Below are 20129 nucleotides of genomic sequence, written 5' to 3'. Positions count from 1 at the left end.
TTAAAGGCTCGCCATGACCCAGATAGCCCATCCCGACAGCATCCTCATCATCGATTTCGGCAGCCAGGTGACGCAGCTGATTGCGCGCCGCATCCGCGAATCCGGCGTCTACTGCGAGATCCATCCGTTTCAGAACGCGGCCGAAGCCTTCGAAAAGCTGCAGCCGAAAGGCGTGATCTTTTCCGGCGGCCCCGCCTCGGTGACAGCCGAAGGCAGCCCGAGGGCGCCACAGGCGGTATTCGACAGCGGCGTGCCGATCCTCGGCATCTGCTACGGCCAACAGACGCTTTGCCTGCAGCTCGGCGGCGAGGTGGAAGGCGGACATGCGGCGGAGTTCGGCCGCGCCGACGTGGAGATCAGGGCGGCAAGCCCGCTGTTCGATGGCTTCTGGGAATCCGGAAAGCGCTATCCCGTCTGGATGAGCCATGGCGACCGTGTCACCAAGCTTCCTGAGGGCTTCGAGGTTATCGCGACCTCGGAAAACGCGCCGTTCGCGATCGCCGCGGACGAGAGCCGTCATTACTATTCCACCATGTTCCATCCGGAAGTGGTGCATACGCCGGATGGCGCGAAGCTTCTCTCCAATTTCGTGCACAAGATCGTCGGGTTGAAGTCGGACTGGACGATGTCCGCCTACCGCGCCGAGATGATCCGCAAGATCCGCGAACAGGTCGGCAAGGGGCGGGTGATCTGCGGTCTTTCCGGCGGTGTCGATTCTTCCGTTGCGGCCGTGCTCATCCACGAGGCGATCGGCGACCAGCTCACCTGCATCTTCGTCGATCACGGCCTGTTGCGGATGAACGAAGCGGAAGAAGTCGTGAAGATGTTCCGCGACAACTACAACATCCCGCTCGTGCATGTGGATGCGTCCGACCTGTTCCTCACCGAGCTTGCCGGTGTCTCCGACCCGGAACTGAAGCGCAAGACGATCGGCCGCCTGTTCATCGAGGTCTTCGAAGCGGAAGCCAGCAAGATCGCCGAGGACGGCAAGGGGGCACCCGCCTTCCTCGCCCAGGGCACGCTCTATCCGGATGTGATCGAAAGCGTCTCCTTCTCCGGCGGACCTTCGGTCACGATCAAGAGCCACCACAATGTCGGCGGCCTGCCCGAGCGCATGAACATGAAGCTCGTCGAGCCGCTTCGCGAGCTCTTCAAGGACGAGGTGCGCGCGCTCGGCCGCGAGCTCGGCCTTCCCGACCAGTTCATCGGCCGCCACCCCTTCCCGGGTCCGGGGCTTGCGATCCGCTGCCCCGGCGGCGTGACGCGCGAGAAGCTCGACATCCTGCGCAAGGCGGACGCGATCTATCTGGACGAAATCCGCAAGGCAGGCCTCTATGACACGATCTGGCAGGCCTTCGCCGTGCTTCTGCCGGTGCAGACCGTCGGCGTCATGGGCGACTACCGCACATACGATTTCGTCTGCGCGCTACGCGCGGTCACTTCGGTCGATGGCATGACGGCGGATTTCTATCCGTACGACATGAACTTCCTCGGCCGGACCGCGACCCGCATCATCAATGAGGTGCGCGGCATCAACCGCGTCGTCTACGACGTGACCTCCAAGCCGCCCGGCACGATCGAGTGGGAGTGAAAGCGGCCGTCAGGCCCATCCCAACCTTCGCGACTTTGTGGCCTATTCGGTCGCGCGCTGCTCGAAGACGTTAGCGCGCGACCAGTTCTCGGCGTCGATCACACAGCCGTAGATCGATTACTGCTCCTTCTTGAACAAATCCTGGAAGATGAGCTGGCCCCACGTGCGGCCGCGTGCGTGCACCAGCGCGCCACCCTCGTCGAGCTTTCCCAGCTTGACGGGTGCGAACCCGAGTTGTTTGGCCAAGTCCGCCACGGGAGCGATCGCGTCCTCGTCGTCGCTCGACAGGAATACGACCCGGTGCCCGCCCTCGACGAGGGGATCGGCAGCCAGGGTGGCCGCAACCAGGTGATTGAAACCTTTCACGAACTTGGCGCCGGTGAACGACTTTGCGACGAAGGCGGAGGACGGGAGGCCGTCCAGCTCTTCAGGGGGAACGCCATACGTGTTCATCGCGTCGATGATTGTCTTGCCTTCCCAGTTCGGCAGCGCCTTCGCAACCTCGCGATGTTCCCAGAACGGGACCGCCAGGATGATTGTGTCGGCCTCGAGTGCGTCCCGCAGCGACCTGGCGACGACCATGGGTCCAATCGCCCGAGCCTGCGGCGCCAACGCCTCGGGCGGACGGCGGCTCGCGACAGTCACGTCGATGTTCCTACGGGCGAAGGCGTGGGCGAGGGCCTGCCCTATCTTACCGAATCCAATAATCGCATAGCTCATAATAATTCTCCGATCCGTGTTTGCGTGAATTCAGATGGCCGAGAAGCCGCCGTCGACGTTCAACTCCATCCCATTCACGAAGCTCGAATCGTCTGAAGCAAGAAACAGCGCGACCGCCGCGATTTCCTCGGGACGACCCATCGTTCCCCGCGGGATCAGGGATTCGAACATCAGCTTGGCCTCCTCGGTGAGAACCTGGTCCTGCATCGGTGTGGCGATCGGCCCCGGGTGCAGCACGTTCACCCGGATATTCCTGCCCTTCAATTCGTTAAGCCACCCGCGTGCGAATGCGTGCAACGCCGCCTTGCTCGCCGCATACACGCTGTAACCGGGAAAACCTTTCAGCGAAGCAACCGACCCGGTCATGAAGATCGATCCGCCATCGTTGAACAGCGGCAGCGCCTTTTGCACCGTGAACAGCGTGCCGCGCGTATTCAGGCCGAAGGTCGTATCGAAATGCTGCTCGGTTATCTCGCCCAGCGGGACGGCTTCGCCCCAGCCGGCGCTCGCGTACAGGATATCGATCTTGCCCTTTTCCCGTTTGACTATATCGAACAGGCGATCAAGGTCGTCGAGATTGGACGCGTCGCCGCGCACGCCGGTTACGTTCCGGCCGATCAGCTTGACGGCCTGGTCGAGCGCCTCCTGCCGCCGGCCCGTGATGAAAACATAGGCACCTTCTTCAACGAACCGCTTGGCGCTCGCCAGCGCCATGCCGCTCGATCCACCCGTGACGACTGCAACCTTACCTTCAAGCTTTCCCATGATTTCTCTTTTGCTCCGTCTTTGGTTGTTCGGGGACAACGCCCCGAGAACCTCCAAGTAGGTCCGCCGGAGTCAGGCGTTGAGTGCGGAAGCACGCACATCGGTGGTGCAAAATCGATCCGGCTGGACGACTGACGCCCAGCCGCGTCCGCCATTCGGAATTGGGCCGCGCTCGTCGACACAAGTTATGATGACCGCCCATACTGCTTACTGTACGATGCGTCAGATACGGCTTTGGAAGGCGCACCATGTGGTGCCGGATTGCACCATGATCGACTGGGATGACATTCGCTATTTTCTTGCCGTGGCGCGCGGAGGTTCAGTGCGTTCTGCCGCAGAGGGCCTCGGGGTGTATCACTCGACCGTGCTGCGACGCATCGCACAACTGGAGGAACGGCTCGGGGCGCAGATGTTCGAAAAGCTGCCTTCGGGCTACCGCCTGACGGCTGCGGGCGAGGAGGTCCTCGAACTCGCCAACCAGATGGAAGCGTCGTCGCACCAGCTGGAGACGCGCGTCTTCGGGCGCGACCAGAGCGCGCGCGGACTTCTACGGGTGACGCTGCCACCGTTTCTCGCAACACATCTGCTCATGCCGGACTTCGCCGATTTCGCGCGTATGCATCCGGACATCGAGATGGAAATCCTGCCGTCGGGCGAGGTGGCGAACCTCACCAATCGGGAGGCCGACGTGGCGATCCGCATAGTCTCCGACCGCAGGACCCTGCCGCTCAATCTTCACGGGCTGAAGGGACCGGAGCTGTTCGGCGGCGTCTACATATCCCGCGACCGACTGGCCGCGTGGCGTGCGGGCGCGCCCGATCCCATCCGGCGGATCGTCATAAATACCCGCAGAATCCCGGACTGGGCCCGCGGGGGTGAGGTTCGTACCACGGGGGTTTCATTCAGGACCCCGGACGCCGAGGCGCAGATCGTTGCGGCACGGCAAGGGATCGGAATGACGACGCTGCCGTGCTTCGTCGGAGATGCCGACCCACTACTGGTGAGGGTGCCGGGCACCGACCCGCACATGTATGGAACGCTCTGGCTTCTCACACAGGGGGAGACACGCAAGACGAAGCGCGTGCGGCTCTTCACGGAGTTCGCATCCGGCAGGCTCGCCGCGTACGCTCCGCTTCTCGCGGGGCTGTCCCTATCGCGCGACTGACGGCCGGCAGGTCGCCGTCGACGCTTGCCGTAATCCGGTCGAAAGCCGAGCTGCGATCGCTTGAAGTGGCGTCATGGCGCCTGGGACGTAACTCCGATCGAGATGAGCCAGGCCAGGATTTCGAGCACGAGAACCACCAGGCCAATCTCAAGCGCGATACGGATACGCTGGATGATGCGCCAGTTGCTGCTCATGTCCGCCTTGATCTGCAGAGCAAGCGAGCGATGGATTACGGACATGCTCGCCTTGCTGTCCTGGTCGATATACCGGGCCAGCAAATCTCCCGGATCGAATCGGAACGTGTAATTGTAATAGGGCCACAGGATGAACGCGGCGAAGCATCCGATGAGGAACAACAGGATCAGCGCCATCCAGTCCCACGGGCCGACGCCGTCTCTCAGCGCGGCCGTGCCGAGGAGCGAAGTCGCGAATGCGGCCGCGAAGATCAGATTGCCGCCTCTGGCATTCAGCGATTCGACGACCTGCTGTTGATGCTGGAGGCCACGCACGGCCTCCTGGTACACGAATGCAAGCCGCGGATCGTCATCGACGGTTTCATGAAGCTCTTTTCCTGCGGAAGAACTCATTGATGCGGCCTTGGTGATGCGGCGAGCGCCTGGGTCAACATGGCAATGAGGCTGGCGAACGCGGCGCGCTCATCCGGCGCATGATCCGGATTCAATTCCGTCAGCGCGAGCGCATGCCAGTTCGGTGCCTTCAGCAGGACAGTGAGAACCTTTCCGAGCTCAAAGAGTTCGAGCCCGGTATCGCGCGCGCCATAGCGAACGTTCTCGGCAATCGGGAAGGACGTAAACGCGAGTATATCGATATCGATATGAACGAGCAGGCGATCAAACCGATGCCCCCAGGCTTTTGCCCGTTCGGCCGCGGCCGTGGGGTCCGCCTTTATTTCAGCCAGGGCAATGTGCTGAATGTCATTGGCAGCAATGGTCCTTGCCTCCGGCGCCGTGATCTCGTGAGGGCCGAAGAGCAGCACATCGGAGGGGTGCAGCATCGGCCGCCTCGATGCGAGACCGCTGAGGTCCGCGAGTGCGCCGGGCAGATCGAGCATATGCGCGATCCCCGTCCAGTCGAGAGCGCCTTCGGCGGTTTCCGGCACGTTGAGGTCCGCATCGCCATCGATGTAGATCAGTCCGACCGAGGCGCCGTCAGCCAAGGCTCCGGCAACGACCCCCAGCCCGATCGTGCAATCGCCGCCTAGGACGAGCACCGCCCCGCCATTCGCCATGGCGCGGGACACCTCACGGGACACCGCCTCCGCCGCGTCGCGAACAGCCGCCAGGTTCATCGCATTTGGGTTATCAGGATCGGGACGCCAACGAAAATGGGGTATATCGGCCAGATCGGTAACCTGCCATCCGGTCCGCTCCAAGGCCGGCACCAATCCATGACGTCGAAACGCTTCGGGCGCCTTCTCCTGGCCGGGAGCATAGGCCCCGGCGCTTGTAGGCGCTCCAATGAGGGCTAGGCGATTGCTCATGGTCCGCACCGGCCTTCTCCGGGACAAAGATTCGAGCTTGGGCGTAGTCCGCACATATATAGAGAGGGAAACCCATATTGCCCGTGAGAAATCACACGCGGAACGGAGAAGGACCCGTGCTGTTCCAAGACATTTGTAAGGATCGGCGCGATGACCTTGGACATCCCTGTGGAGAGCATGCTTCCCGGCCGACGAGGCCGTTTACCCTTCCGAGCTTTTGAGTCTACAGGAGTTTCCTTCGCCCGGCCCGTCATTTATGACAGTTTTGTGACAACCCGGACACGACCCAGAAGGAACGAAGATGCTGAGCCTGTTCAGAAAGCTTTTGCCGCGCGAGGATCGCTTCTTCGACCTCTTCGAGCAGCATGCGCGCATGGTCGTAAGCGCTGCCGAAGCTTTGAACCAGCTACTGTCCGGCACGGATATCGAGGGCAATTGCGCTCGGATCGTCAAACTCGAGGACGAGGCGGACGAGATCACCCGTCAAGTGCTGCTCGCCGTGCGCCGCAGCTTCATTACGCCCTTCGATCGAGGCGACATCAAGGATCTCATCCAGTCCATGGATGATGCCATCGATATGATGCACAAGACCGTGAAGACGATCCGGCTCTACGAGCAGACGAGCTTCGATCCCGGCATGCAGGAAATGGGCAAGGCGGTGGTCGAGGCCGCTCACCTGATCGCGGAGGCGATACCCCTGCTCGACAGGGTCGGCACCAATGCCCAGCGCCTCAGCACGATTGCCGAGGACGTGACGCGGGTGGAGGGCCGTTCCGACGATCTTCACGACCACGGCCTCAAAGACCTCTTCCATCGCTATGGGGCGACGGGCAATGCCATGGCTTATATGATCGGCAGCGAAATCTATGGTGAGCTGGAAAAGGTCGTCGACCGCTTCGAGGACGTCGCCAACGAGATCAGCGGCATCGTGATCGAGAACGTCTGATGGATGCGACGCTCGCCTTTCCCCTGCTCGTCGGCCTTATCGGCATCGCGCTCTTCTTCGATTTCCTGAACGGGCTGCATGACGCGGCGAATTCCATCGCCACCATCGTCTCGACGCGGGTGCTGAGGCCGCAATATGCGGTCTTATGGGCGGCTTTCTTCAATTTCATCGCCTTCCTGTTCTTCGGCCTGCATGTGGCAGAAACGCTCGGCACCGGTATCATCGATCCGGGCATCGTCTCGCCCCAGGTGATCTTCGCGGCGCTGATGGGCGCGATCCTCTGGAACATCATAACCTGGGTCTTCGGCATTCCCTCGAGTTCATCGCATGCGCTGATCGGCGGTCTTGTCGGTGCAGGGCTCGCCAAGGTCGGCTTCAGCTCGATCGTCTGGGCCGGCCTTCTGAAGACCGTGGCGGCGATCTTCATGTCTCCGGCGATCGGCTTTTTCCTGGCGCTGATGTTGATCCTCGCGGTCTCCTGGCTCTTCGTGCGGCAGACGCCGTTCGCGGTGGACAGCACCTTCCGGGTGCTGCAATTCGTCTCCGCCTCGATGTATTCGCTCGGACACGGCGGCAACGACGCCCAGAAGACCATGGGCATCATCGCTGTGCTCCTGTTTTCGCAAGGATATCTGGGCTCCGAATTCCACGTGCCCTTCTGGGTGGTCATCACCTGCCAGGCAGCCATGGCGCTCGGTACGCTCTTCGGCGGCTGGCGCATCGTGCACACGATGGGATCGAAGATCACCAAGCTCAATCCGATGCAGGGCTTCTGCGCCGAAACCGGCGGCGCGTTGACGCTCTTCGGCGCGACCTGGCTCGGCATTCCCGTCTCGACGACCCACACTATCACCGGTGCGATCATCGGGGTCGGCGCGGCACGGCGCGTTTCGGCAGTTCGCTGGGGGCTGGCCGGCAACATCGTCATCGCCTGGATCGTCACCCTTCCCTCCGCGGCGCTGATCTCCGCCTGCTTCTACTTCATCGCAAGCGCGTTGAGCTGACGAAGTCGCTGTTCCGGCAAGAAACGGGTTGATTTGAAGTCTCCCACGCGTGATCCTGCCGGTCATGCAAGGGAGGCCATGTCATGAGCGATAAGGCACACCATTACCATATCTTCGAAACCGCCGGCGGCTATTGCGGCATCGCCTGGAGCGAGGCCGGCATCACGCGCTTTCAGCTTCCGACGAGTAGCGCGCAATCCACCGAGCGCCTGTTGCTGCGCCGGCTTTCGGGAGGCCGCCCCAGCCGGCCGACGCCGCCGGTGGAGCAGGCCATCGCGGCAGTGAGACGCTACTTCCAGGGCGAGCAAATGGATTTCTCCGCTGTGGCGCTCGATCTCGAAGGACAGGACGAGTTCTTCCGTACCATCTATGCGGCAGCCCGGCGTGTCGGCTGGGGCCACACCACCACCTATGGCGCGCTCGCAAAAGAGATCGGCGCAGGACCGGAGGTCGCGCGCGATGTCGGCCAGGCCATGGCGAAAAATCCGGTTGCGCTCATCATTCCTTGCCATAGGGTGCTGGCGGCCGGCGGCAAAATCGGCGGCTTTTCGGCACCGGGCGGCTCCGGTGCGAAAATGCGCATGCTGGAGCTGGAAGGAGTACGGCTCGGGCCGCCGGAACCGGCACAGCAATCGCTGGGCTTCTAGCCAATCCTCGGGAGGAGTGCGGATGGCAAAATTGCGGGTGGGGATGATAGGGCTCGGCATGGGCGCGGGGCACCATGCCCGCAGCCTGAAAGACCTTTCCGACGAGATCGAATGCGTGGCGGGTTATAGTCCCACCGCAGCGCGCCGGGAGGCATTCACCGAGAAATACGGCCTGCCGGTCACCGCCGATCTCGACGGCATGTTCGCCGATCCGAGCATCGACGCGATCATGATCATCACGCCCCCCAACACGCATCTGGAACTCGTGCGACGCGCGGCGTCGGCAGGAAAGCATATTCTTCTGGAGAAGCCGCTGGATATCACGCTCGAGCGGTCCGAAGCGATCGTAGAGACAGCGCGCAATGCCGGCGTGACGCTGGGGGTAGTGCTGCAGAACCGCTTCCGTCCCGGCATACTCGCACTTGCCGAAGCCGTCGCCTCAGGCAGGCTCGGAGAGATCGTGGAGGCTTCGGCCGCGATCCGGAACTGGCGCCCGCAGAGCTATTACGATGAGCCGGGACGCGGCACGAAGGCACGTGACGGCGGCGGCGTACTCTTGACCCAAGGCATCCATACGATCGATCTTCTGCTGAGCCTTGCGGGCACCCCGAAGGAGGTCGCCTCCTTCGTGCGCACGAGCCCGATCCATAGGATGGAGACGGAGGATCTCGTAACGGCCACCTTCACTTATGCAAACGGTGCGATCGGGACGCTGAACGCCACAACTTGCGCCTATCCGGGCCTGCCTGATCGCATAGAACTGATTGGGACGAAGGGGACGGCCGTCTTTTCGGGCAACAGGCTCGAGGCCGCATTTATGGACGGCACGACGCTGAAGAAAGGGGAGGATGAGACGGGTTCCGGCAGCGGGGCCGATCCCATGGCTTTCGGGCATGGGCTGCACCGAGCACTAATAGCGGACTTCGCGTCCGCCATACGGGGAAACCGTCCGCCGAAAGTGACGGGCGAGGATGCGCTGAAGGCGCATCGCTTCATCGAGGCTATTCTTCGCGCCTCGAAATCTTGAGCCGGCACCGTTTCACCAGAGCAAAAACGGTGCGCTCACAAGCCGGGAAGGCCCGGCTGACGTCTTCAGCCGATCTTCGCGAAGGCCTTCGGGTCGATGCCGAGGGTTTCGAGATCGTGCCTCTTCGGGGTACGGCGACCTTCGACAGCAGCGGAAACAGAGACCGCAGCGCCGAAGACGGCGATGGCGCGGCCGAGGAAGCCGCCACGGACATTGTAATTCTGTACGGGCATGGAAGTTTCCTTTCTTCGTTGCCCTGTATATGTGGCCGGCGGCGGCTTTGTGCAACGCACAACTGAACAAGGGAGCCATGCAACTGCGGCATGGCCATGGCGTGCCCGGTCGGCACTTGCCTATCGAGCAGGCATGTTGCTATCCCTCTGTTGTTCACCGAGGGAGAGAAAGCGTGACGATCACCATCTACGGCATCAAGAACTGCGACACGATGAAGAAGGCGCGGAACTGGCTCGATGCGAAGGGTCTCGCCTACCGGTTTCACGACTACAAGGCCGAGGGTATCGACCGCGCCCATCTCGATAAATGGACGGAGGAAGCCGGGTGGGAGACCGTGCTCAACCGGGCCGGCACGACCTTCCGTGCATTGGATGAGGCGAAGAAGGCCGGTCTCGATCGTGAGAAGGCGATCGCACTGATGCTGGAACAGCCATCCATGATCAAGCGCCCGGTGCTGGAGGCTAGCGGCAAGCTCATCGTCGGCTTCAAGCCGGAAATTTACGAAGGCCTCTTCGCCTGATGTCCAGGTCGACCCGCGCTACGCAGGTTCTTTCCAAGGCCGGCATCGCCTTCGAGACTGTTACCTACGACTATGATCCCGATGCCGAACGGATCGGGCTGCAGGCGGCCGAAGCGATCGGTGAGGAGCCGCGCCGGGTTCTGAAGACATTGATGGCCATGGTGGACGGAAAGCCGGTCTGCGTCGTCGTGCCTTCGGACCGGGAGGTGTCGATGAAGAAGCTGGCCGCTGCCTTCGGCGGCAAGTCCGCCAGCATGATGAAGCCGGCCGACGCAGAACGCGCGACCGGCTATCACGTCGGCGGCATCAGTCCCTTCGGCCAGAAGAAGCAGGTACCGACAGCCATTGAAGTTACCGCGCTCGAAGAGACGCATGTCTATATCAATGGCGGACAGCGCGGATTGCAGGTCCGGCTCGATCCGCGAGCCGCACGCGACATCCTGAAGGCCATCGCAGCACCGCTTATTGCCGACTGAGGTTCTGCGCTTCAATTACGCCGCAAAGCGCACTAAGTTTTCCGGATCACCAAACTCGAGAGCAGGCCGATCATGAACATTCACGCCGACGTCAAGACAGCAGTCGACCCACGCAAACTGGAAAAACTGGCGGAGGTGGCCATTCAAGTCGGCCTGCAGCTGCAGCGGAACCAGGATCTCGTCATCACCGCGCCGCTGGCGGCCCTGCCGCTGGTGCGCCTCATCACCAAACACGCCTACATGGCCGGCGCCGGCCTCGTCACCACCTTCTATTCCGATGAGGAAACCACGCTTGCCCGCTACGCCCATGCTCCCGATGCGAGCTTCGACAAGGCCTCGGGATGGCTCTACGACGGCATGGCCAAGGCTTATGAAGGGGGTGCCGCGCGGCTGGCGATCGCCGGCGACAATCCGATGATGCTGGCGGGTCAGGACCCGGCCAAGGTAGCGCGCGCCAACAAGGCGAATTCCATGGCCTACAAGCCGGCGCTGGAGAAGATCTCCAACTTCGACATCAACTGGAACATCATCTCCTATCCGAACCCCTCCTGGGCGAAACAGGTGTTTCCCGAGCTTTCCGAGGAAGAGGCCGTGCGAAAGCTGGCCGACGCGATCTTCGCGGCCTCGCGCGTCGATCTGGACGATCCGGTCGCAGCCTGGAAGGAGCACAATGCAAACCTCAAGAAGCGGTCGAGCTGGCTGAATACCGAGCGCTTTGCGTCGCTGCATTTCACCGGTCCGGGTACGGACCTGATCGTCGGCCTCGCGGATGGGCACGAATGGCATGGCGGGGCCTCGACTGCCAAGAACGGCATTACCTGCAACCCGAACATCCCGACGGAAGAGGTCTTCACCACGCCGCATGCTCTGAAGGTGGAAGGTCACGTTTCGAGCACCAAGCCGCTGTCGCACCAGGGAACGCTGATCGACAACATCCAGGTGAAGTTCGAGGGCGGCCGCATCGTCGAGGCCAAAGCCTCCAAGGGCGAGGAAGTGCTGAACAAGGTGCTCGATACGGACGAGGGCGCGCGCCGGCTGGGCGAAGTGGCGCTGGTGCCGCATTCCTCACCGATCTCGAAGAGCGGCATCCTCTTCTACAACACCCTCTTCGATGAGAACGCCTCCTGCCATATCGCGCTCGGCCAATGCTATTCGAAATGCTTCCTGGACGGCGCTTCGCTGAACCAAGAGCAAATCAAGGCGCAGGGCGGCAATTCCAGCCTCATCCATATCGACTGGATGATCGGCTCCGATCAGGTCGATATCGACGGCATCCGTGCTGACGGCTCGAAAGTGCCGGTCATGCGCAAGGGCGAATGGGCCTGATCAGCTTTCGTCACGATTGACGGAATGTAGTTTATAAACTACATCCCGTCCGTGTTCGAGCTCAAACAAACGGAAATATTTCGCAAATGGCGCATGCGCCTCAAGGACGAGCGCGCACGCGCGATGATCGCTTCGCGATTGGACCGGCTGGCTTTCGGGCATGCAGGTGACGCTGCTCCGGTCGGAGACGGTATCAGCGAGTTACGGATTCACTATGGTCCTGGCTACCGCGTGTACTTCGAGCGACGTGCTGATCGTTCTTCTCTGTGGTGGCGACAAAAGCAGCCAGGCTCGGGATATCAAGCTTGCGAAGAAGCTTTCCCAGGAATGGAGTGAATGATGGCCGAGAAACTTTCAAACTACGATCCTGCCGAGGATCTCAGCTCGGATGAAGCAATCGCCATCTTCATGGCTGAAGCCTTTGAAACGGAAGATGCCGCCTATATCGCACATGCACTCGGCGTCGTTGCCCGGGCCAAGGGTATGACGCAGATCGCCAAGGATACCGGCCTCTCGCGCGAGCAACTCTACCGGTCTTTCAGTGCGACCGGCAATCCGACGCTCAAGACAACAATCGCGGTCATGAAATCACTTGGAATAGAACTCACAGCAAGGGTGCATTCCTGATATCAGGCGACAATCGAACCCCGGTCAGAAAAGGCTGCCCTGCTTCGGGGCATCATCGCCAGCCGATTCCGACTTTGATGCTCGCTTCTTAGGCTGCGGCGGGAGAGGTTTTTCCCCAGCCGCGCCCGGCTCACTGGTGATGGCGGCTATTCGGCCGTCAGCGAACTCGATCGCGACGGCAAGCCCTTCGCCGATGCCAGCGGCGCGCGTCAAGGGCTTGTCGTCCTCGCCGCGCACCACGGCATAGCCGCGATTCAGCACGTTCTTATAGGAAAGCGATTGCAAAACGCGATCCTGCGCGGTGATCGCCGACCGGCTGCGGATGAGCGTATGCGAAATCGCGGTATCCGCATGACGGGCGAGAGCGGAAAGGTGCTGCCGTTCTCTTTGCAGGTGGCCGGTCAGCCGGGCCGGGAGCGCTCCTAACGAGGCTTCGGCCCTCGCCACACGACCGCGCTCCTTCAAGAGATGGCGCTCCAGGCAGCGTTCGCTTCGCAGCAGCCGATCGGCAAGCAGTTGGCGGTGCTGGGCAAGACGGTTCGTGAGAAGTTCAAGACGCAGGCCGCTGGATGCCCTTTCGAAACTGCGGCGCTTGACCACCGTCGTCCGCTCCAAGGCGCGGCCAAGATTGGCGGCCGCCTCATCGAAGCGGCGGCGCGGCAGGGCCAGCAGCTGGTCGAGCGAAGGTAGAGCGCGGACGAGCGCACGGACGGACTGCCGACGGATATCCATCTGCCGGCTTGCGGCCCCCCGAAGCCTTGCGGCGAGGCTTGCCACCTGCGCATCCAGTTCCGCCTTCACCGGCACGGCCATTTCGGCGGCGCCCGTGGGCGTCGGCGCGCGCATATCCGCCGCGTGATCGATAAGCGTCCAATCCGTTTCGTGGCCGACCGCCGAGATCAACGGAATTTCGCTTGCCGCGGCGGCGCGCACCACGGCCTCGTCGTTGAAACTCCAGAGATCTTCGAGGCTGCCGCCACCGCGCGCGACGATCAGCACGTCCGGCCGTTTCATCGGACCGCCCGGCTCGATCGCGTTGAAGCCGCGGATCGCGGCCGCCACCTCATCGCCGGAGCCCTCCCCCTGCACTTTCACCGGCCAGACGATGACGTGCACCGGGAAGCGGTCCGAAATGCGGTGGAGGATATCGCGGATGACGGCGCCGGTCGGGGAGGTCACCACGCCGATCACACGCGGCAGATAAGGCAAACGCCGCTTGCGGTTCTGGTCGAAAAGGCCCTCGGCGGCGAGCTTGCGCCGCCTCTCCTCCAAGAGCGCCATCAGCGCGCCGGCGCCCGCCGGCTCCAGATGATCGATGACGATCTGGTATTTCGAGGAGCCGGGGAAGGTCGTCACCTTGCCGGTCGCGATCACTTCCATGCCCTCTTCCGGCCGGAACTTGATGCGCGGAAACGTGCCCTTCCAGATTACCGCATCGATACGGGCGCGGTCATCCTTAAGAGAGAAGTAAGCATGACCGGAAGAATGCTGGCCGCGATAGCCGGAAATCTCCCCGCGCACCCGCACATGGTCGAAGGCCGTCTCGACGGTCCGCTTGATCGAACCGGAGAGTTCCGAGACCGAGAATTCGGTCAGGTTAGTGGGCGAATCATTCGCAGGAAACGTGTTCATCACCCTTGTTTATCGGAAGAACGCGGCGAATTCACCAGCGGAGTGGGAAGCAGAAACCGATATCGCCTCACGCGCCGGACGAGAGGGCACACGGGGCAGATCCAGGCTCCTCTACCAGATTATGCCCGCAGTTTTTCCGGTGGTTCATGCAACTTTTTCTTAGCATCTTTCTTTAAAGGTGATGCTATTATCCCAATTGGGAGGATATGTACTTGCTACTCTTGACCGCTACAGCGATCGGCTTCTGTGCCGGATTGATGCGATCGGCCTTTGCCGTCGCATTGAGCGCGATGCTGGTCGTCCTCACCTTCGCGGCAGCCTCGATCCTCTCCGATGGTCCCTGGATCTTCGGCAATCTCTTGATCGCGATCCTCGGCTATAATCTCGGCATCATCAATCTACTTGCCGGCATGGTGCTGATCGATCGGCTGCGCTCGGCATAAGCCATTCGCCCCTACTGAGCGGGCAAAACCCGAAACAACCGGAACTCGCCTTGCCCCTCCCCGCCGATCGGCTGGAGATAGGCAGGCACCTCGCCGCGCGCGAGAGCGGCATAGAGACCGCCCGGCTTCAGTTTCATCAGGTTCTGCGTCTGCGGATCGGCGGCGCAGAAGGCGAGCAGGGTCACGCCAGCCTGATGTAAAAGTGCCTCGGCTTTCTGCGGCGTAGCAAGGCCGATATGCAATTCTGCCAGCATGCCGCCCTGGTTGCGGTGATACGGTGCTGCGAGCACCCGGTGCGGCGTATAGCGCAAGATGGAGGCGCCGCTGTTTGAGGGGGCTGCAACGACACCAGGCGGAAGCTCTGCCAGCGCCTCCATATCGGCCGCGCTGCGGCAATCGCCCACCTCGTCCGTATTGGTGCCCTGAGAGGAGAGCATCTTTATCTCGATACTGTCCACCCCTTTGACCGCGAGCGCACCGGCAAGCCCCCAGACCACAGGCACCGAGGCAAGCACCGTCAAAACATAGGGAAGCGCCAGGCTCATGTTCTCCGGATCGGCCTGTGTTTGGCGGCGAAGATCGGCGATCAGCAGGGAGAGCGGCAGAATGCTCATCAAGTTTGCGAAAAAGGCGCCGCGCACCTGGATCGCCGCCACACCCCAGGAGACGAGAAGGAGCGCGAAGAACACGAGATGGAATTCCACCCGCTCCCCCTGGGCCGCCCGGAAAAGGCAGGCGGCCATCGCAAAAAGACCCACCGCATAGAAGCCGCCGACCACGGCGGCATCCGACCTCATTTCCGAAAGCAGCGATTGCGCTTCGGTGACCGAATTCAGCCAGAGTTCCACCAGCATAGGGTCGAGGCTGCCGAGCGGATCGCCCAGGCATTCTGGCGCAACCAGCCTGGCGACGCCGAGCAGCATGATGCCGACACTTCCGATGAGGCCGAACCTCGCCGTTCGTGGCAGCCTGGCCGGCAGACACGCCAGCAGGGCTAATGAGACGCCTCCAAGCGCACTCAGCGCATAGAAGCCGAACGAGAGGCTGTCGCAGGTGACGGCCGTATACCGGGCGGGCGGGACGGTGAGGAAGAAGCATGCCGAAACGGCAAGCGCCAGCCCGAGGCCAAAAGCTCGGGCCGATGCCGCGAAGGCAGGTCCATGCCAGGCCCATTGCAGCACGACGCAAAGGCAGGCGACCGCAACGAAGGGCATGGTTTCCGCACCGATGGCGATGGCGAGGGCCGCGGCAGTGCCGGCGATCGCGTAACTCGAGATCCGCCTTTCCGGATCGGCCAGCATGGCGGCGATCCACATGGCAAGCACGAGCTGGACATTATGATGATCGATGGCGCCGGGTGCGAAACGAATGCAGGTGAGCAGGAAAATCGATCCCAGGCCGAGCGCAATATGCATCATCTGGCTACCGCCGATCCGCCGCGCGGCAATTCCCAGCGGGATCAGCAGCAGCGGCACCAATAGAAGCGGCCATATCGCGAGCGCTGCGGCTTCGGCCTCAAGGGCCGGCAGAAATAATGAGAAAAGACGGATCAGAAGCGCGATCGGCAGATCGACGAGGCGCGACCAGTGCATCGGTGTGCCGCCGGCAAGGCCGAGACGATACTGCATCAGATCGAACCAGCCCTGCCCCGCGAGGAGATCGCGCACCTGAACAAGACGCATGACATCGTCGTTGTCGCGACCGACATAGTCCTCGGCTGCCGGCAGAGCCATCAGAAGGATCAGCCCGACCGTGACGACGGAATAGGCAAGCGCCATCGACACGGGCCTTGTCGTCAGCGGTCTCCCGATCCGTTCCGCCGATCCCGCTTCAGCCATCATGCCCGCCATTTTCGTGCCCTTCCCGGAATGCGCGAAACTTAGATTTAACCTTCCCAAGAAATAGTAAAACCTGCAGCGCTGGCGGGTCCCGCGTTCCGATTTTCTTGCGTTCTCCGAGTGGAAATCATGACCGACGCCGTTTCCAGCCAGTATGACATCGCCATTCTGCTGCCCTGCTACAATGAAGCGGCAACCATCGGCACCGTCGTACGTGATTTCCGCGAGGCCTTGCCGCAGGCGCGCGTCTATGTCTACGACAACAATTCCACCGACGGCACGGCGTTGCAGGCCATGCTTGCGGGCGCCCTCGTCATGCGCGAGCGGCGACAGGGCAAGGGCCATGTGGTGCGCCGCATGTTCGCGGATATCGATGCCGACATCTACATCATGGCCGATGGCGACGGCACCTATTCGCCCCAGGATGCCGAAGAGCTTGTCCGCACGCTCATGACCGAACGGGCCGACATGGTGGTCGGAACGCGGCGGGGCGTACAGGCCGATGCCGGCAGGCAAGGGCATGCGGCGGGCAACCGGCTCTTCAATCTTCTCTACCGCTCGATCTTCGCCCGCGATTTCACCGATATCTTTTCCGGCTACCGCGCCTTTTCTCGCCGCTTCGTGAAAAGTTTCCCCGCCGTTTCAGCCGGTTTCGAGATCGAAACGGAAATCTCGGTGCATGCCTCGCGGCTGAAGCTGCCGGTGAGCGAAATCGAGCTCGACTACGGCCGCCGGCCGGAAGGCTCGCATTCGAAGCTCTCAACCTTCCGGGACGGCGCCAAAATCCTCTGGATGTTCGCCATGCTGATGAAAGAGACCCGCCCCTTCGCCTTCTTCGGCGCCATCAGCGGCGCCTTCATGGCCGCAAGCCTCGCCTTCATGGCGCCGGTGCTCCTGGCTTATTTCCAGACCGGGCTCGTGGAACGCATGCCGACATGGGTCTTCTCACTGGTACTGATGCTGATTTCCTTCCTGATCTTCACGGCCGGCCTCATCCTGGATTCCCTCTCCAGGGCACGCTCCGAACAGTTGCGCATCCACTATATGAACATATCGGAGCAATCGCAGAGACGGGAAATCGGAAGGCACTCGCCGCCTGCTGGGCACGCCAGAAAGATCGACGCCGCATGAAGCGGCTCCTCTGGTTCATGGTCGCCGGCGGCAGCGGCTTCCTCATCGACGCGGGGGTGACCCTGGCGCTGATCGCGTGGACGCCTGCCGGGCCTTACATCGCCCGTGCAATCGCGATCTTCGTTGCCATGGGCTTCACCTGGTTCTTGAACCGCAGCTACACTTTTGGCCGCTCCAGTCATTCCCTCGCTATCGAGGGCATCCGCTACTGGGCGGTCGGCATCACAGCGGCGCTGGTCAACTACGTGGTCTATTCCGCGCTTCTATATCGCGCGCCGGTACTGCAGCCGCTCGTGGCGATCGTCTTCGCCTCGCTTGCAGGAATGGCCTACAGCTTTTTCGGCTATTCGCGCTTCGTGTTCCGCAGGTAACCGGTTCAGACCTTCTCCCAGCCGTCATGGGTGCTGGCGCGATAGATCGCATCGATGAACTTCTGGTTCAGGAGCGAGCTTTCGAGCGTCACCACTTCCGCCGCCTCGCCTTTCGCCGCGCGCGCAAAGCTTTCCGCCTGCCGGCGATACTGGCGGCTGTCCTGGAAGCGGAAGATCTGGGAGACGTTGTGCTTCTGGTTGGCGAGCTCGATCTCTTCCGCGCCCCACCGGTCAGCGTTGAAGGGTGACTTCACCTCGATATAGCCCTCGGTACCGTGGAAGACCATGATCTGGCGGTTGGCGAGCTGGGTCGCGATGTAGAAGCTCATCTCGAAGTCCCCGAAGTCGGCCTTGACGCTGGAATAGATATCGGTGCCGAATTCCGGATCGCGCTCGGTCACCGCCTGTACCCGCAGGGGCTCCCTGCCGGTCGAAAAACGGGTGGTGATCGTCGGGTAGACGCCGATATCGGGAAGCGCCCCGCCACCGAGTTCCGGAATATTGCGCATATTGCCTGGATCGCGGTTGAAATAGGTAAAGGCACCCTGGACATGCCGCAGGCGTCCGATCGCGCCATCGGCGATCAATTCACGCACCTTCAGCCATACCGGCGCATAGGTGACCATGAAGGCTTCGCAGATCAGGACCTTGTAGCGATCACGCGCCTCGATCAGCCGGTCGATCTCATCGGCCTTCAACGAAATCGGCTTCTCGCAAAGCACATGCTTTCCCGCTTCGGCGGCTTTCAGCGACCATTCCACATGCTGGCTGGTCGGCAGGGGGATATAGACGGCATCGATAACGTCCGAAGCCAGCATCTCCTCATAGGACCCGAAGGCGTGCGGCACGCTGAAACGATCGGCCAGCGCTCTTGCCTTGGCAGGATCGCGGCTTGCGACCGCCGTGATCACGCAGTTTTCCGCATCCTGAATGGCGGGCATGACGAGTTCCCGCGCAATTCTGGCCGTCGACAGGATTCCGAAACGCAGCATGTCTTTCCCTCCGGGCTTGATACGGCCGCACCATATTGGCGGGCCGGCAGCGATGCAACGGCCGCGAGGCAATCAAGCCTCGTTGAAAAACCACCGATCCGCTCCAAATGAAACTGGTCAGCGGCGGAACATGCGATAATCTCCCACCATTCTTCCGCCTCACCACCCATCGCAAAAAATCTGGAGAACTCCCATGGAGCTGCGCGCACTCGGACGGACCGGCCTTTCCATCGCTCCCATCGTCTTCGGCGGCAATGTCTTCGGCTGGACCGCCGACGAGAAGACATCTTTCAACCTGCTCGATCGTTTCTTCGACGCAGGCTTCAATGCGATCGATACGGCTGATGCTTATTCGCGCTGGGTGCCGGGCCATCAGGGCGGTGAATCCGAGACGATTATCGGCAAATGGCTGAAGCGCGGCGGCATTTCCCGCGACAAGGCCGTCATCGTCACCAAGGTCGGCTCAGACATGGGTCAGGGCAAGAAGGACTTGTCCGCCAAGTGGATCATGCAGGCAGTTGAAGATTCTCTCTCTCGCCTGCAGACCGATTATATCGATCTCTACCTCTCCCATTGGCCGGACCCGGATACACCGTACGAGGAAACACTCGCCGCCTATGCGAAGCTTTTGGATCAGGGCAAGGTCCGTTCGATTGGCTGTTCCAATCTCGATGCCGGGCAGCTCAAAGACGCGCTCGAGGTTTCCGCCGCCAAGAACCTGCCGCGCTACGACGTCATTCAGCCTGAATACAATCTCTACACCCGCGACAGTTTCGAGGGGCCGTTGGCCGATCTCTGCGTGAAGGAGGATATCGGCGTCATCACCTATTTCAGCCTCGGCGCCGGATTTCTCACCGGCAAGTATCGCTCCAAGGAGGATGCGGGAGGCCGGGCGCGCGAAGGCCGTGTCTCCGGATATTTCGACGACAAGGGCATGCGCGTTCTCGCCGCGCTCGATGAAGTGGCCGTCGAGACCAATGCGGCACCCGCGAGCATCGCGCTCGCCTGGCTGATCCGCAAGCGCGGCGTCACTGCGCCGATCGCCAGCGCCACCAGCCTTTCCCAGCTCGAGACCATGATCGCCGCCGGAAATCTCGAACTTTCCGACGATCAGATGGCGCTGCTCGATGAGGCCGGGGCATAGTCCCTGCTGCCCGCTCATATTCAGAAAGA

At 61.8% G+C, this 20129-nt stretch carries 22 protein-coding genes and 1 pseudogene; 15 read left to right on the top strand and 8 right to left on the bottom strand.

Annotated elements, in window-relative coordinates:
• The first annotated feature begins 13 nt into the window (after positions 1-13).
• On the top strand, positions 14-1591 hold the full coding sequence (gene guaA / locus YH62_RS09830) for a glutamine-hydrolyzing GMP synthase (RefSeq protein WP_046794010.1): 1578 nt from the start codon (positions 14-16) through the stop codon (positions 1589-1591).
• 117 nt (positions 1592-1708) lie between these two features.
• Here guaA and YH62_RS09825 read toward each other — a convergent pair whose 3' ends face one another.
• Together YH62_RS09825 and YH62_RS09820 are read right to left on the bottom strand one after the other, a co-directional pair.
• On the bottom strand, positions 1709-2311 hold the full coding sequence (locus YH62_RS09825; protein ID WP_046794009.1) for an NADPH-dependent F420 reductase: 603 nt from the start codon (positions 2309-2311) through the stop codon (positions 1709-1711).
• Positions 2312-2341: 30 nt separating this feature from the next.
• A complete protein-coding gene (locus YH62_RS09820; RefSeq protein ID WP_046794008.1) occupies positions 2342-3076 on the bottom strand; it encodes an SDR family oxidoreductase in 735 nt (244 codons plus the stop codon).
• Positions 3077-3344: 268 nt separating this feature from the next.
• Here YH62_RS09820 and YH62_RS09815 point away from each other — a divergent pair, with 268 nt between their 5' ends.
• Positions 3345-4241 (top strand): LysR family transcriptional regulator, encoded by an 897-nt coding sequence (locus YH62_RS09815; RefSeq protein WP_046794007.1) that lies wholly within the window; start codon positions 3345-3347, stop codon positions 4239-4241.
• A 71-nt stretch (positions 4242-4312) separates the two neighbouring features.
• Here the strand turns inward: YH62_RS09815 and YH62_RS09810 are convergent, their stop codons facing one another.
• Together YH62_RS09810 and YH62_RS09805 are read right to left on the bottom strand one after the other, a co-directional pair.
• On the bottom strand, positions 4313-4828 hold the full coding sequence (locus tag YH62_RS09810; RefSeq protein WP_046794006.1) for a hypothetical protein: 516 nt from the start codon (positions 4826-4828) through the stop codon (positions 4313-4315).
• Positions 4825-5742 (bottom strand): arginase family protein, encoded by a 918-nt coding sequence (locus tag YH62_RS09805; RefSeq protein WP_046794005.1) that lies wholly within the window; start codon positions 5740-5742, stop codon positions 4825-4827. The genes YH62_RS09810 and YH62_RS09805 overlap by 4 nt, the downstream gene beginning before the upstream one ends.
• 301 nt (positions 5743-6043) lie before the next feature.
• Between YH62_RS09805 and YH62_RS09800 the strand changes: the two genes are divergently transcribed.
• The 4 genes from YH62_RS09800 to YH62_RS09785 all read left to right on the top strand — a co-directional run bounded on the left by YH62_RS09800 (position 6044) and on the right by YH62_RS09785 (position 9366).
• Positions 6044-6688 (top strand): DUF47 domain-containing protein, encoded by a 645-nt coding sequence (locus YH62_RS09800; protein WP_046794004.1) that lies wholly within the window; start codon positions 6044-6046, stop codon positions 6686-6688.
• Complete coding sequence (locus tag YH62_RS09795; protein WP_046794003.1) at positions 6688-7692, top strand: inorganic phosphate transporter; 1005 nt, start codon at positions 6688-6690, stop codon at positions 7690-7692. Before YH62_RS09800 ends, YH62_RS09795 begins: the two co-directional genes overlap by 1 nt.
• A gap of 83 nt (positions 7693-7775) precedes the next feature.
• On the top strand, positions 7776-8339 hold the full coding sequence (locus YH62_RS09790) for a methylated-DNA--[protein]-cysteine S-methyltransferase (RefSeq protein ID WP_046794002.1): 564 nt from the start codon (positions 7776-7778) through the stop codon (positions 8337-8339).
• A gap of 22 nt (positions 8340-8361) precedes the next feature.
• Positions 8362-9366, top strand: a complete 1005-nt coding sequence (locus tag YH62_RS09785) for a Gfo/Idh/MocA family oxidoreductase (protein ID WP_046794001.1) — start codon at positions 8362-8364, stop codon at positions 9364-9366.
• A gap of 65 nt (positions 9367-9431) precedes the next feature.
• On the opposite strand, the gene YH62_RS30465 is transcribed toward YH62_RS09785, so the two are convergent.
• Entirely contained in the window at positions 9432-9599 is a 168-nt protein-coding gene (locus YH62_RS30465) for a hypothetical protein (protein ID WP_170986298.1), read from the bottom strand.
• 173 nt (positions 9600-9772) lie between these two features.
• On the opposite strand from YH62_RS30465, the gene YH62_RS09780 reads away from it, so the two are divergent.
• The 5 genes and pseudogenes from YH62_RS09780 (at position 9773) to YH62_RS09760 (ending at position 12549) form a co-directional block, all read left to right on the top strand.
• Entirely contained in the window at positions 9773-10120 is a 348-nt protein-coding gene (locus tag YH62_RS09780) for an ArsC family reductase (protein ID WP_046794000.1), read from the top strand.
• A complete protein-coding gene (gene ybaK / locus YH62_RS09775) occupies positions 10120-10596 on the top strand; it encodes a Cys-tRNA(Pro) deacylase (RefSeq protein ID WP_046793999.1) in 477 nt (158 codons plus the stop codon). Before YH62_RS09780 ends, ybaK begins: the two co-directional genes overlap by 1 nt.
• Positions 10597-10668: 72 nt before the next feature.
• Positions 10669-11922, top strand: a complete 1254-nt coding sequence (locus tag YH62_RS09770) for an aminopeptidase (protein ID WP_046793998.1) — start codon at positions 10669-10671, stop codon at positions 11920-11922.
• 51 nt (positions 11923-11973) lie between these two features.
• A pseudogene (locus YH62_RS09765) lies at positions 11974-12262 on the top strand (type II toxin-antitoxin system RelE/ParE family toxin).
• Positions 12262-12549, top strand: a complete 288-nt coding sequence (locus tag YH62_RS09760) for an addiction module antidote protein (RefSeq protein ID WP_046794327.1) — start codon at positions 12262-12264, stop codon at positions 12547-12549. Before YH62_RS09765 ends, YH62_RS09760 begins: the two are co-directional and overlap by 1 nt.
• Positions 12550-12573: 24 nt before the next feature.
• Here YH62_RS09760 and xseA read toward each other — a convergent pair whose 3' ends face one another.
• Entirely contained in the window at positions 12574-14181 is a 1608-nt protein-coding gene (gene xseA / locus YH62_RS09755; RefSeq protein WP_046793997.1) for an exodeoxyribonuclease VII large subunit, read from the bottom strand.
• A gap of 212 nt (positions 14182-14393) precedes the next feature.
• On the opposite strand from xseA, the gene YH62_RS09750 reads away from it, so the two are divergent.
• Positions 14394-14624, top strand: coding sequence for a hypothetical protein (locus tag YH62_RS09750; RefSeq protein ID WP_046794326.1), 231 nt, complete (start codon positions 14394-14396; stop codon positions 14622-14624).
• A gap of 11 nt (positions 14625-14635) precedes the next feature.
• On the opposite strand, the gene YH62_RS09745 is transcribed toward YH62_RS09750, so the two are convergent.
• On the bottom strand, positions 14636-16474 hold the full coding sequence (locus YH62_RS09745) for a hypothetical protein (protein ID WP_137326626.1): 1839 nt from the start codon (positions 16472-16474) through the stop codon (positions 14636-14638).
• 117 nt (positions 16475-16591) lie between these two features.
• Between YH62_RS09745 and YH62_RS09740 the strand changes: the two genes are divergently transcribed.
• Both YH62_RS09740 and YH62_RS09735 read left to right on the top strand, forming a co-directional pair.
• Complete coding sequence (locus YH62_RS09740) at positions 16592-17593, top strand: glycosyltransferase (protein ID WP_046793996.1); 1002 nt, start codon at positions 16592-16594, stop codon at positions 17591-17593.
• Entirely contained in the window at positions 17590-17964 is a 375-nt protein-coding gene (locus tag YH62_RS09735) for a GtrA family protein (RefSeq protein ID WP_046793995.1), read from the top strand. The genes YH62_RS09740 and YH62_RS09735 overlap by 4 nt, the downstream gene beginning before the upstream one ends.
• Positions 17965-17969: 5 nt before the next feature.
• Here the strand turns inward: YH62_RS09735 and YH62_RS09730 are convergent, their stop codons facing one another.
• The gene (locus YH62_RS09730; RefSeq protein ID WP_046793994.1) at positions 17970-18956 is read right to left on the bottom strand and encodes a Gfo/Idh/MocA family oxidoreductase; all 987 of its coding nucleotides are present in this window, start codon (positions 18954-18956) and stop codon (positions 17970-17972) included.
• Positions 18957-19149: 193 nt separating this feature from the next.
• Between YH62_RS09730 and YH62_RS09725 the strand changes: the two genes are divergently transcribed.
• The gene (locus YH62_RS09725) at positions 19150-20100 is read left to right on the top strand and encodes an aldo/keto reductase (protein WP_046793993.1); all 951 of its coding nucleotides are present in this window, start codon (positions 19150-19152) and stop codon (positions 20098-20100) included.
• The last annotated feature ends 29 nt before the right edge of the window (positions 20101-20129 follow it).

Origin of the sequence: Rhizobium sp. LC145 (assembly GCF_001005825.1) — a bacterium.
Lineage (GTDB): Bacteria > Pseudomonadota > Alphaproteobacteria > Rhizobiales > Rhizobiaceae > Neorhizobium.
The sequence above is the reverse complement of the archived record's forward strand: the minus strand, read 5'-3'. Positions and strand labels throughout refer to the sequence as shown.

Coding starts and splice junctions, on each gene's coding strand:
- YH62_RS09790 (WP_046794002.1), top strand. CDS start 7,776: ATGAGCGATAAGGCACACCATTACCATATCTTCGAAACCGCCGGCGGC.
- YH62_RS09740 (WP_046793996.1), top strand. CDS start 16,592: ATGACCGACGCCGTTTCCAGCCAGTATGACATCGCCATTCTGCTGCCC.
- YH62_RS09735 (WP_046793995.1), top strand. CDS start 17,590: ATGAAGCGGCTCCTCTGGTTCATGGTCGCCGGCGGCAGCGGCTTCCTC.
- ybaK (WP_046793999.1), top strand. CDS start 10,120: ATGTCCAGGTCGACCCGCGCTACGCAGGTTCTTTCCAAGGCCGGCATC.
- YH62_RS09795 (WP_046794003.1), top strand. CDS start 6,688: ATGGATGCGACGCTCGCCTTTCCCCTGCTCGTCGGCCTTATCGGCATC.
- xseA (WP_046793997.1), bottom strand. CDS start 14,181: ATGAACACGTTTCCTGCGAATGATTCGCCCACTAACCTGACCGAATTC.
- YH62_RS09745 (WP_137326626.1), bottom strand. CDS start 16,474: ATGGCGGGCATGATGGCTGAAGCGGGATCGGCGGAACGGATCGGGAGA.
- YH62_RS09760 (WP_046794327.1), top strand. CDS start 12,262: ATGGCCGAGAAACTTTCAAACTACGATCCTGCCGAGGATCTCAGCTCG.
- YH62_RS09825 (WP_046794009.1), bottom strand. CDS start 2,311: ATGAGCTATGCGATTATTGGATTCGGTAAGATAGGGCAGGCCCTCGCC.
- YH62_RS09810 (WP_046794006.1), bottom strand. CDS start 4,828: ATGAGTTCTTCCGCAGGAAAAGAGCTTCATGAAACCGTCGATGACGAT.
- YH62_RS09770 (WP_046793998.1), top strand. CDS start 10,669: ATGAACATTCACGCCGACGTCAAGACAGCAGTCGACCCACGCAAACTG.
- YH62_RS09730 (WP_046793994.1), bottom strand. CDS start 18,956: ATGCTGCGTTTCGGAATCCTGTCGACGGCCAGAATTGCGCGGGAACTC.
- YH62_RS09785 (WP_046794001.1), top strand. CDS start 8,362: ATGGCAAAATTGCGGGTGGGGATGATAGGGCTCGGCATGGGCGCGGGG.
- guaA (WP_046794010.1), top strand. CDS start 14: ATGACCCAGATAGCCCATCCCGACAGCATCCTCATCATCGATTTCGGC.
- YH62_RS30465 (WP_170986298.1), bottom strand. CDS start 9,599: ATGCCCGTACAGAATTACAATGTCCGTGGCGGCTTCCTCGGCCGCGCC.
- YH62_RS09725 (WP_046793993.1), top strand. CDS start 19,150: ATGGAGCTGCGCGCACTCGGACGGACCGGCCTTTCCATCGCTCCCATC.
- YH62_RS09800 (WP_046794004.1), top strand. CDS start 6,044: ATGCTGAGCCTGTTCAGAAAGCTTTTGCCGCGCGAGGATCGCTTCTTC.
- YH62_RS09815 (WP_046794007.1), top strand. CDS start 3,345: ATGATCGACTGGGATGACATTCGCTATTTTCTTGCCGTGGCGCGCGGA.
- YH62_RS09805 (WP_046794005.1), bottom strand. CDS start 5,742: ATGAGCAATCGCCTAGCCCTCATTGGAGCGCCTACAAGCGCCGGGGCC.
- YH62_RS09820 (WP_046794008.1), bottom strand. CDS start 3,076: ATGGGAAAGCTTGAAGGTAAGGTTGCAGTCGTCACGGGTGGATCGAGC.